Here is an 11,213-nt window from a genome sequence, read left to right on the forward strand (position 1 = left end):
CACGGGTGAGTACACCTTCGGTGAGCGCGGTGCGCCGCCGCGACGTGATCGACGCGTTGCGGCGCGGAGCCGTGCCCGGCAATGGACTCGACCTGCTCGCCACCGGACTCGACCGCTTCGAAACGGCACTCGACACCGAACTCGACACCGTCGCCTCCGGTGGGGCCGTGTTCAAAGCTGTTCGCGGCGAATACGGTTCGGGCAAAACGTTCTTCTCGCGTTGGCTTGGTGAGCGGGCGCGGAAGAAGGGGTTCGCGATCGCCGAGATCCAGATCTCGGAAACCGAGACGCCGCTGCACAAATTGGAGACGGTGTATCGGCGGATCACCGAGCAGCTGACCACGTCGAGTTTTCCGCCGAGCGCGTTGCGTCCTGTCGTTGACGCGTGGTTTTACGCGCTCGAAGAAGACGCGTTGGCGGCGGGCGCTACCGAAGAGGAATTGGGCGAAGCCGTCGCTGAACTGATGTCAGCGCGATTGGGCGAGGTGTCGCGGCACGCGCCGTCGTTCGCGACCGCGCTGCGCGGGTATCACCGCGCGGTGCTCGACTCCGACGAAGCAACCGCGTCGGCGATTATCGCGTGGCTGGGCGGTCAGCCGAATGTCGCGGCAGCGGCAAGGCGCGCCGCTGGCGTGCGTGGCGAGCTGGATCACTTTGGAGCACTTGGGTTTCTGCAAGGTCTGCTCACCGTGTTGCGCGACAGTGGGCATCGCGGGTTGCTTGTCGTGCTCGACGAGGTTGAGACGTTGCAGCGCGTGCGGTCGGATGCGCGTGACAAGGCGTTGAACGCGTTGCGTCAGCTCATCGACGAGGTGCACTCCGGGCGGTTTCCCGGGCTGTACTTGCTGATCACCGGAACGCCCGCGTTCTACGACGGGCAGCAGGGGGTGCAGCGGCTCGCACCGTTGAGTCAGCGGTTGGCGACCGACTTCACCACCGACCCACGCTTCGACAACCCGCGTGCGGTGCAGTTGCGGCTGCCGGGGTTCACGATGGATTCGCTTGTCGCCCTTGGTAATACGATTCGCGACCTGTACGCCGACGGCAGTGCTCATGGCGAACGGGTGCGAGCCGTCGCCGACGACGCTTACATCGCCGAACTGGCACGGGCGGTCAGTGGGACGCTCGGGGGCAAGGTGGGGATCGCGCCGCGTGTTTTCTTGAAGAAGCTGGTTGGCGACGTGCTCGATCGCGTTGACCAGTTCCCCGACTTCGACCCGCGCGAACACTATCGGCTCACCGTTGGCGTCAGCGAACTCACCGACGCCGAACGCAACCTCGTCAGCGCCGACGATATCGACCTTGACCTGTGAGCGATGTTGACCGGTTGGACCCGGTTGTCGTCCACCACATCGTCAACACGCTCGGCTGGCCTGGTCTGCGGCCGCTTCAGGAAGAGGCCATCGCGCCGATCTTGGCCGGGGAAGACGCGGTTTTGCTCGCGCCGACCGCGGGCGGCAAAACCGAAGCCGCGTGTTTCCCGGTGCTCAGCGCGATGTCGCAGCAGGAATGGACCGGCATTTCGGTGCTGTACCTGTGCCCGCTAAAGGCGTTGCTGAACAACCTGGTCACGCGAGTTGACGGGTACGCGCAATGGTTGGGTCGGCGAGCGGAACTGTGGCACGGGGACGTCACCGACTCGCGACGCAACCGCATCCGCCGCGACCCACCCGACATTCTGCTCACGACGCCAGAGTCGTTGGAAGCCATGCTCATTGGCACCAAAACCGACCACAACGCCCTGCTTGGCGGGGTGCGGGCCGTGGTAATCGACGAGGTGCACGCGTTCGCGGGCGACGACCGTGGGTGGCATTTGCTCGCGGTGTTGGAGCGGTTGCAGCGGGTGACGGGGAAGCCGATTCAGCGAATCGGGTTGTCGGCGACGGTCGGCAATCCGGCTGAGCTGTTGACGTGGTTGCAGGGGTCGGGGGCCGGGGTGCGCGCGGGGCGGGTTATTGCGCCGGGGGTTGGGATGGTGACGCCGGGGGTCGACGGCGCACGCCCTGACACGGGCACGCAATCGGATGGCGGGGGCGTCAACAGCCGCGACTCAGCTGGAGGGTCCCCGGCTGACGTGTGGACCGAAGGGAGCGAACTCGCCGTCGCGCGCGAGTCCTCCACCGCGCCCCCGCCCGGCGACATCGAACTTGACTACGTTGGGTCGCTGGAGAACGCGGCGAAGGTGATTTCCGCGCTGCATCGCGGGGAGAAACGGCTCGTTTTCTGCGACTCGCGGCGGCAAGTTGAGGAGCTTGGGGCGGCGCTTCGCACGCGCGGGGTGACGGTTTTTCTTTCGCACGCGTCACTGTCGGTGGACGAGCGCACCCGCGCTGAGCAGGCGTTCGCCGAAGCGCGTGACTGCGTGATCGTGTCGACGTCCACGCTTGAACTGGGCATCGACGTTGGTGACCTCGACCGGGTGATCCAAATCGATTCGCCGACCACCGTCGCGTCGTTTCTACAGCGGCTTGGTCGCACGGGTAGGCGCGCGGACAGCGTGCGCAACTGCCTGTTCCTCGCCACCACCGACGACGCGCTGGTCCAGGCGGCGGGCATGCTTGTGCTGTGGGGGCGCGGGTGGGTTGAGCCGATCGTGCCGCCCCCGGAGCCGCGCCACCTCGTCGCGCAACAGTTGTTGGCGGTCACGTTGCAACGGCATTCGCTTGGCGACCGGATCTGGGCCGATGAGTGGAATGGGTTGTCGCCCTTCGATATCAGCGCGGCACCGATTCTCGCGCACTTGGTCGACACGGGTCACCTCGACTCCGACACCGGCCTCCTCCACATCGGTCCCACCGCCGAAAAGCGTTATGGCAAGCGACATTTCCTCGAACTGACCGCCGCGTTCACCGCTCCCCCGCAGTTCACCGTGCTCGCGGGTCGGCAGGAAGTGGGCCACGCCGACCCGTCGGTGCTGACCGACGACCGCCCGGGCCCGCGCCTACTGCTGTTGGCTGGCCGGAGTTGGCGCGTGACCTATATCGATTGGACGCGTCGACGCGCGTTCGTCGAACCGGCCGATTCGGGTGGGGTCGCGAAGTGGTCGAACATCGGGTTACGCGGGTTGTCGTTCGAACTGTCGCGTGCGATCCGCGACGTTTTGGTTGGCGTCGACCCGCCGGTGTCACTGACGAAGCGCGCCATCGGCCAACTGGCGGACATTCGCGCGACGAAGGATGTCGCTTTCTCTGGCGCGACAATCCTTGAGCGCGAAGGGGATTCGGTTCGATGGTGGACGTGGGCGGGCTTCCGGGCGAACGCTACCTTGTCGGCGTCACTGTCGGCGGTCGTTGACCCGACCCAGCGCCCGTCGGACTTCAGCATCCGCATGCGCCCAGATTTGACCCGTTCGATGTGGCGGGACGCGGTGACCCCGTTGCGGTCTGCCGACGCGTCATTGACGTACCCGCACGCCGACGAACGAGCGGCCCGCGGCTTGAAGTTCTCCGACGTCCTGCCCGAGTCGTTAGCGGCAGCGACAGTGTCGGCCCGCTTGGCCGACGTTGAGGGTGCGCGGAAGGTTTTGTCGGAGAAGACGATTTTCCGGGCAAGTTAGCCAGGGCCCGCCGGATCAGGGCACCCGGTGCCAAACGAGAGTGCCTCGATTGCGGCCGTTAAGGGTGGGATTGCAATACAAGATCTGGCCGCCGACCCCAACGGTGACATCGCTGGCGTCGAGGCAGCGATCGCCCAGGGACGGGGGATAGTGAGGATCTGTCGCGAGGTCGGCCGTCGAGCGTGACCACACGCGTGCATCCGTGTATTTGACCCGCACGCAGAACGCATCCGCACCTGACCGAGTCTTTGCCGGTGAGTCCCCGCGTTCGCAGTAGTCGCCCAGTTGCACAATGCGCTGCTGCGGCGCTGCTTGACCACCGCTGCCAGTAGCTGGCTGTGCGCCCACCGGTCCTGCTGCACCAGCGACGACAAGAAGCCCGGTTCCCACGACGAAAGCTCGTCTGCACCAACTCATTCCGCGACGGTACCAGACCGCCGTGTAGATCGCTTCCCAGTCATTCAATCGACAACATTGTTAATTCAACTTGCGCACGACAACTAAGCTGATAATCTTACGACCGCCTAACCACCACAAATAGGGGGTCGTCCATGTCTGCCGGTTCGCTTCGCGAGTTGGTCGCACAGCAGCTCAGTGCCGGCGATGCGCTGTCCGCTCGGGAAGCCGATGCCGTGCTCGCCGCCTTTCCTGCCGGGCCGGTCGAAACCACCGCCGACACCCTGCTCAACGGCATGTTTCTCAGTTCCATCAGCGTGCGCGGGTTTCGTGGGATCGGGCCGCGCACCACGCTTCGGCTCCAGCCGTCGCTCGGGCTCACGCTCGTCGTCGGGCGGAACGGGTGCGGGAAGTCGAGTTTCGCCGAAGCGGCCGAGTTGGCGCTCACCGGCGACAACAAACGGTGGGCCGGGAAGTCGAAGATCTGGACCGACGGGTGGCGCAACCTGCACGAAGGGGACGCGCCGGAAATTGAGGTCGGGCTGCAAACCGAGTGCGTCGAGAATCCGCTGAAGATCGCGGGGCGGTGGGGCGCGGACACCGCGTTGGGCGATGCGGAGTGGACCGCGCGGCGAAAGTCCGCCGACCCGACGGCGTTGAATCGCGCGACGCTCGCCAACGCGCTCGAGCTCTATCGCCCCTTCCTCTCTTACAGCGAACTGGGCACGCTCATCGAGGGATCGCCGAGCGGGATGCACGACGCGTTGCACCGGCTGCTCGGCCTTGACGACCTCACCACCGCGCTAGCCGGGTTGCAGCAGCAGCGACTTTCGCTCGACAAGGTCACGAAAGAGGTCAAGCGCGAAAAGGATTCGCTGCTCGCGAGCCTCGCGGCTGTCAACGACGATCGCGCTCGCAAGGTCAGCGAACTGGTCAAGTCGCAGGATCTCACGGAACTGTCTCGCGCGGTCGTCGGCGGCGGTGCCACGTCGAGTGCCGGGCCCGGACTCGCCGCCGTTGGCGCGGTCCGATTGCCAAGCGAGGCAGAGGTTTCCGCGGCCGTCGCTACGCTCGGTGTCGCGACGGCGCGCCTGGTCGCGGTCGCTACTACCGATGCCGCGAGCGACGCGGCGCGCATCGAGTTGCTCACGCGCGCACTGGAATTCGACGCTGATCGATGCCCGGTCTGCGAAGAAGGCACACTCGACGACGAATGGCGCGCACGCACTATTCGTCTGATCGAGGAAACGCGTTCGCGTACAACCGAACTCGATGCCGCTCGCCTCGCGCATGCGGACGCGACCACCGCGCTCGCTCGCTTGATTCAACCCGTTCCGCCCGCACTACTCGACTCACCGATCCCCGCTGACGACGCCATCGCCGCGTGGCGCGAATGGTCCGACCTCGCGCTTGTCGACCCGTCGCTCGCCGCGCACGCGCTGCCGTCGCACCACGAACGCGTGCTCGCCGCGCTCAACAGTCTGCAAATTCGGGCGCGGACCGAACTCGCGCTGCTCGACGAGGTGTGGTCGCCGCTCGCGCGTCGGGTCGCGGCGTGGGTCGAGATGGCGAATGCCGCCGCGCACGCTCCCGAGCGGCTCAAGACGGTGAGGGCCGCCGAGAACTGGTTGAAAAACGCGGCCGCTGAGCTGCGCGAGGAGCGGATGCGGCCGCTGACCGAGCTGTCACAGCAGGTGTGGACCACCTTGCGGCAGCAGAGCAATGTCGAACTCGGTGGGATCGCGCTTGCGGGGTCGGCGTCGAGTCGACGGGTGAGCCTTGATGTCAATGTCGACGGTGTCGAAGGCGCGGCGCTTGGCGTGATGAGTCAGGGCGAGTTGCACGCGCTCGCGCTGTCGCTATTTCTGCCGCGCGCCACCGCCGAGCAAAGCCCGTTTCGGTTCCTCGTCATCGACGACCCGGTGCAGTCGATGGACCCGGCCAAGGTCGACGGACTCGCGCGGGTGCTCGCCGAGGTAGCCCGCACGCGTCAGGTTGTGGTCTTCACCCACGACCTGCGACTACCAGAAGCGGTGCGGCGCTTGCAGATTCCCGCGACCGTGCTCGACGTGCAGCGTCGCGAAAAGTCCGTCGTCAAGATTCGCGTTTCGCTCGACCCGGTTCGCCGCTACCTCGACGACGCGCGCGCACTGAGCCTCACAAAGGGCCTGCCGCGCAACGAGGCGAACGAGATGATCGCGCTGTGCTGCCGACTCGCGATCGAATCGGCAGCGACAAGCAAGGTGCGAAGAGTGTTGGGCGAGCACGGTTTCGCGCAATCCGACATCACCGAGCAGTTGGAGAAGGCCGACCGGACCGTGCAGAAAATCGCGCTCGCGGTGTTGTACGACCGCGACCGCGAAGCCGACGCCCTCGCGCAACTCGACGCTGGCCTCGCGCCGTGGGCGTCGGACGTTGTGCGTGCGTGCAACCGCGGCGCGCACGGCAGCAGCCCCGACGACCTAACCGACCTGATCAACCGCACCGAACGGATCGCGAAATGGCTCAACAAGTGAACTCGCGCCTGCGCACCGTCGACGTGCTCCTCGCCGACACCGACCCCGAACTGGCCGCGATCGGCCCACGCGCATCGGCATGGATGCTGCGGATCGCGGTCGAGCAAGCCATTGGCGAACTGTGGGACGCGGTGTCGCCCGCGATGCGCAGGGTCACCGTGCGCGCGCAACTGCTGGTCTTGCCGAAATATGTGGGCGAAGAGGTGGCGGGCGAGGTGCGCTTGCTGTGGTCGCAACTGTCGTCGACAACGCACCACAACGACTTCGAACTGGCCCCGGCACTCTCTGAACTCCGGCGCTGGCAGGAGTCGGTGACGCGAGTGACCGAGGCGATGGGCCGCGTTGTCGCGGCTTAGGTCCCGGTCTGCGGTGGGCCGTGCGATGGGCCGAGCCGTCACGGCTTAGGTCCCGGTCTGCGGTGGGCCGTGATCTGCGCGTTCGTATTGGTCGACGTCGCCGGACGGGCATTGTCGCTTAGCGTTGCCGCGTTGGCAGTCGCGAGAACGCGATCCGGCGCGGTGGCGGAGCCACCCACGTGCGGCGAGCCGGTTCGCCGCGGCACGTTGCGGCGGCGGTGTCGGAGAACGTTCGGCCGCAACCTCGGGGTTCGCGCGTCTCACCGACCGCAGGTGGGGCCAACTCGCGGCGAGCCCCGCACCCTTCACGTAATCTCGTTCCCCGCAGCAAGCGGCGAGCTACCCCGTTCACGAAAGGTACGACATGAGTTTTGGGTTCCGAGTTGGGGTGCCGGGGATGAGTGTGCGGGTGTCGAATCGGGGCGTGCGGACCTCGGTTGGGCCGCGTGGGGCTCGGCTGACTGCGGGCAGTGGCGGTGCGCGGGTGTCGTCGTCGTTCGGGCCGTTTTATGCGTCGAGTTCGCTCGGCGGGACTCGTCGTCGCGCTGCGTCGCCGTCGCCAACCCAGCTCGAACGCGCACGCAAACAGGCCGAACGCGCCCAACAAGCCGCTGAGCGCGACGCGTTGATCGCGCAGCTCACCGAGATGCGCAGGCAAATGACCAGCGTGCACCTCGACGAATTTTGGCCAACGCGACGCCCGCAGCTCGCTCCCCCACCGCCTGTCGACGCCGCGTGGGCGCTGCGGCAGGCTGAGGAATTTCACCTCGCGGGTGTCGGCCGGTTCGCGCGGGCCGAGCGCGCGGCGGCTCGACAGCGCGCCGAAGTGGATGCGTGTGCCTTCGCCGCGAGCGAGCAGGCCCGACAGCACGCGCTCCACGGACGCTTAGTCGCCGAAGGTGAGCAGTGGTGGGCAGCGCTTATCGCCAATGAGGAAGACATCGTGTGCGAAGCCGTCAACGTCGCCTTCGCTGACAACCCGGCCGCCGGATGCGCGGTTGGGGTCACCGGGGCGGTGCTGTCAGTGGTGATTCGCCAACCCGACATCGACAGTCTCCCCGCCCAAATGCCCGGCTTCACGGCCGCCGGTCGGCCGACACTGAAGAACGTTCCGAAACGGGAGCGCACCCTGTGGTGGTTACAGACTTTAGGCGCGAATGTGGTTGCGGCCCTTCGTGAAGCGTTCGCTACCGCGCCTGCGATCACGGCTATCGACCTCGCCGTCATCTCCCGCATCCCGGCCACACAGCAGTTAGGTTTCGTCGCTTACGGCCACTGGACGCGCGCGGCAATCGAGTCGACGCCGTGGCGCACCCCCGACGACGCCCTGCGCTTCCTCGACCTCGGCACCGACGTCGCGTGCGCGGTGAACATGACGGGAACGGGCACGATTAAGGCGCTGGACGTCACGCCGTCGCTCGCGGCGCTGCTGGCCGGGGCGACCGACGAGGATGCGGAATCAGCCGACCACCCCGCTCAGGGCGCGGCCGGCAACGCGCTGGGCCAACTCGACGCCCAACTGAGCTCGCGTGAGGACCCGTCAGCGCCTACGCCCGACATCTTCGCCCTGCGCCCGTTCGCTGAATGGTTCGACCCTCGGTCCAGTCCCGGTCAGTCCAGCGACACTTGGCTCACGCCAGGGCAGACGGTTGTGGTTGGGGGCGGCGGGCAGCTGCGGGTCGAGTTCACGTTCGGCGGGGCCGACGCCGACCTCTCGCTGTTCCTTCTTGAAGCGAACGGGCTGGTCAGCGGCGATGCGGACTTTCTCTTCTACGGGCAGCCAACGTCGGCCAACGGTGCCGTACGGCTGCTCGGCAAATCCGGCGCGAACGGCACCACAATGGAACACGGGATTGTCGACCTCGATGCGCTCCCACTCCACGTGGAGCGAATCGCCATCGGCATCAACATGGACGTCGAGACCGGACTCACCTGCGCCGCACTTCGAGACGCTCGGTTACGTGTCACGAATTATGGTGCGGGATGGCTCTTTTCACCCCAGCCCGACCCGGCTTTGCGTGCGATGGTCGTCGCGGAACTGTATCGGCGCGACGGCTGGAAGCTGCGCGCGATCGGGCAAGGCTGGGCCGACGGACTTGGCGCGATGGCCGAAGCGCTCGGCGTGCAGGTCGACTCACCAGGCAGCTAGCGCGAGTCCAGCCGCCCCTGCCGCGACGCACAGCGCGAGCGTGCCGAGCGCGCTGACAGTCGCGGCCCGGTACCGCTGCTGCTGAATCAGTCGCACGGTTTCGTAACTTGCGGTGCTGAAGGTGGTGTAACCACCGCAAAAGCCGACACCGAGGACGGTTTGGATGGGTGTTGGCGTGCCGTGGAACAGTACTAATCCGGCAAGGACGCCCAACAGCAGCGAGCCGGTGAGGTTGATGGTGATGGTCGACCACGGGATGGGCGATGCGACGCGCGAGCGAATTACGCCGTCGAGCACAAACCGCGCGACCGCACCGGCGCTCCCAGCCAACGCGACCCACAACAGCATCATGACGGCGGCCTTCCGAGTAGCGTGTTTCGTCGAGCACAGGTCGTCGACACGATCACGGCTCCGGGCGTCGGGCGGTCCTCACGTATAGCAGTCATGCCGCTCGGGCCCCATTTCGCGCAGTCAGCCGCGCACCAACCGCGATGCCTACTGCGGTCGCGAGCACTCCGGCGGCGACGGTGCCGATCGCGTATGTCGTTGCAGCCCATAGGCGGTTGGCCCGTAGCAATAAGTCGGTGTCGACCGCGAGTGCGCTGTAGGTAGTGAACGAGCCAAGGACGCCGGTGCCCAGGGTCAGTCGAAGTCGTTGTCGCCAGCCAGAATCGGGGCCGAGCCTAGTCAGCGCCTCTAGCAGCATTCCCAGGAGGAACGCGCCAACAACGTTGATCACGAACGTGATGACCGGCCAATGCTGATAGTTAACCGAGAGACCCAGTGCGTAGCGGGCGGGCGCGCCGATTAGTCCGCCGATGGCAACTGCGGCGATCGCGGTAGGCCGCAGGTACAGCGGGGTTGACATGCGAGGACTCCTAGGCCGACAGCACCCGCTTCCAGAAGCGTTCGCGCAGCTGGTAGCGGGTGTACTCGCTGAGATCGTAGACGCCGGTCACTTGGGCGGCGTCGAGTAGGAGCGCGCGGTCGATGTCGCGCGGGATGGATGGGCGATCGCGGCGCAGTTGCGCGAGGTCGTCGGCGGATGCGCTATGCACGAACGTCGAAACCACCTTGTCGACAACCGCGTCGATGGTGTCGGGTGTGCACTCAGCCTCATCTTCTTGGGTGAAGCCAGGCATCGCACGGCCCGCGCTTCCCGTCACGGACGAGTAGGCGAGCGTCGCGGTTGGTGCGGCGGCGGGCGCGCGGTTGGCGGCGGCGGCCAGGTCGCGGGGAGTTGGGCACGCGACCGCGGCGGGCTGAGGTGCGATCGACCGCTGCGGTTGCGCCACAATTGCTGGCTGGCTGACCGGTAGCTGCTTAGGAACAGGCGGCGCTTCGACCCGCATCACCGTTTCGTCGATGACCGTGCCGGGCAGCAACGCGATCTCGTCGGCAGCCCGAATCAGGTGGTGGCTCACGGCATGCGGCTTGTCGTTGGCGTTGGGCACGGCCATCACGATGACTTGCACGCCGTGACTTTGGGCTTCTTCAACGGCTTCGGTGAGGTCGTCGTCGCCGGACACCAAAATGAACACGTCGGCGATGCGGTTGCGTGCGTGCGCGGCCATGTCGAGACCGATGCGCAGATCGACGCCTTTCTGCAGACCGTCCATGCCGATGCGACCGAGCCGCAGTTTGGTGCGCGGCAGTTCGCCGATGCGTTGCTGCTGAGCGTCGGGAACCGCGTCCTTGGCGGCGTCGTACCAGTGCGCTCGCAACAGCGGTAGGCCCGAATACTCCTGCGCGACGGTCTGAATCTGATCGATCAGCGGCGCGTAGTTGACGTGAATGCCGTTTCTGAGCGACGTACCCGCGACGCGCACAGCAGCGGAAGCGAGGAGGTAACCAGCGTCGATGTAAACCGAGCAGTTAGAGCGCATAGCAACGAACAGTACCGTGTTGTGCGCTATGGAGTATCTGGTCTAGAAATGCCGAAAGGCCCCCAGCAAATGCTGGGGGCCTTCAGGAAAATTGTTCCGGCGGTGTCCTACTCTCCCACACCCTGTCGAGTGCAGTACCATCGGCGCAGGTGGCCTTAGCTTCCGGGTTCGGAATGGGACCGGGCGTTTCCCCACCGCTATAACCGCCGTAACACTATGAAACTAGACAGCGCTCCCCACCCGCATGCAAAACCCTGAAAACATAATCTCAGGGAATCACACACAGTGAGTGTGCTGCAGTGTCTGTTGTTTCAGATACCGCACAGTGGACGCGTAACACCTTCATTCAGTAAG

8 protein-coding genes and 1 rRNA gene are annotated in these 11,213 nt (G+C 66.0%); 5 read left to right on the forward strand and 4 right to left on the reverse strand.

Features of this window, described 5'->3' with window-relative positions; all coding sequences use genetic code 11:
• Window positions 1–5: 5 nt before the first annotated feature.
• The 5 genes from brxD (at window position 6) to IEX78_RS21955 (ending at window position 8,973) form a co-directional block, all read left to right on the forward strand.
• Window positions 6–1,313 carry a BREX system ATP-binding protein BrxD gene (gene brxD / locus IEX78_RS21935; RefSeq protein WP_229684223.1) on the forward strand — a complete coding sequence of 436 codons (1,308 nt, stop codon included), beginning with the start codon at window positions 6–8 and terminating at the stop codon, window positions 1,311–1,313.
• Entirely contained in the window at window positions 1,310–3,556 is a 2,247-nt protein-coding gene (locus IEX78_RS21940; protein WP_188830923.1) for a DEAD/DEAH box helicase, read from the forward strand. The genes brxD and IEX78_RS21940 overlap by 4 nt, the downstream gene beginning before the upstream one ends.
• A 551-nt stretch (window positions 3,557–4,107) precedes the next feature.
• Window positions 4,108–6,468, forward strand: coding sequence for an ATP-binding protein (locus IEX78_RS21945; protein ID WP_188830924.1), 2,361 nt, complete (start codon window positions 4,108–4,110; stop codon window positions 6,466–6,468).
• Window positions 6,453–6,824 (forward strand): hypothetical protein, encoded by a 372-nt coding sequence (locus IEX78_RS21950; RefSeq protein WP_188830925.1) that lies wholly within the window; start codon window positions 6,453–6,455, stop codon window positions 6,822–6,824. The genes IEX78_RS21945 and IEX78_RS21950 overlap by 16 nt, the downstream gene beginning before the upstream one ends.
• A gap of 364 nt (window positions 6,825–7,188) precedes the next feature.
• Window positions 7,189–8,973 carry a TerD family protein gene (locus IEX78_RS21955; protein WP_188830926.1) on the forward strand — a complete coding sequence of 595 codons (1,785 nt, stop codon included), beginning with the start codon at window positions 7,189–7,191 and terminating at the stop codon, window positions 8,971–8,973.
• Here the strand turns inward: IEX78_RS21955 and crcB are convergent.
• From crcB to rrf, 4 genes are all read right to left on the reverse strand, one after another.
• Window positions 8,959–9,324 carry a fluoride efflux transporter CrcB gene (gene crcB, locus IEX78_RS21960; protein WP_188830927.1) on the reverse strand — a complete coding sequence of 122 codons (366 nt, stop codon included), beginning with the start codon at window positions 9,322–9,324 and terminating at the stop codon, window positions 8,959–8,961. The two genes, IEX78_RS21955 and crcB, sit on opposite strands and share 15 nt — an antisense overlap.
• Before the next feature lie 91 nt (window positions 9,325–9,415).
• On the reverse strand, window positions 9,416–9,841 hold the full coding sequence (locus IEX78_RS21965; RefSeq protein WP_188830928.1) for a fluoride efflux transporter FluC: 426 nt from the start codon (window positions 9,839–9,841) through the stop codon (window positions 9,416–9,418).
• Between the two features lie 10 nt (window positions 9,842–9,851).
• On the reverse strand, window positions 9,852–10,859 hold the full coding sequence (locus IEX78_RS21970; RefSeq protein ID WP_188830929.1) for an NYN domain-containing protein: 1,008 nt from the start codon (window positions 10,857–10,859) through the stop codon (window positions 9,852–9,854).
• Window positions 10,860–10,953: 94 nt separating this feature from the next.
• Window positions 10,954–11,070: ribosomal RNA gene (rrf, locus tag IEX78_RS21975) — 5S ribosomal RNA — on the reverse strand.
• Window positions 11,071–11,213: the final 143 nt, after the last annotated feature.

It is taken from the genome of Nocardia camponoti (genome assembly GCF_014646135.1).
Lineage (GTDB): Bacteria > Actinomycetota > Actinomycetes > Mycobacteriales > Mycobacteriaceae > Nocardia > Nocardia camponoti.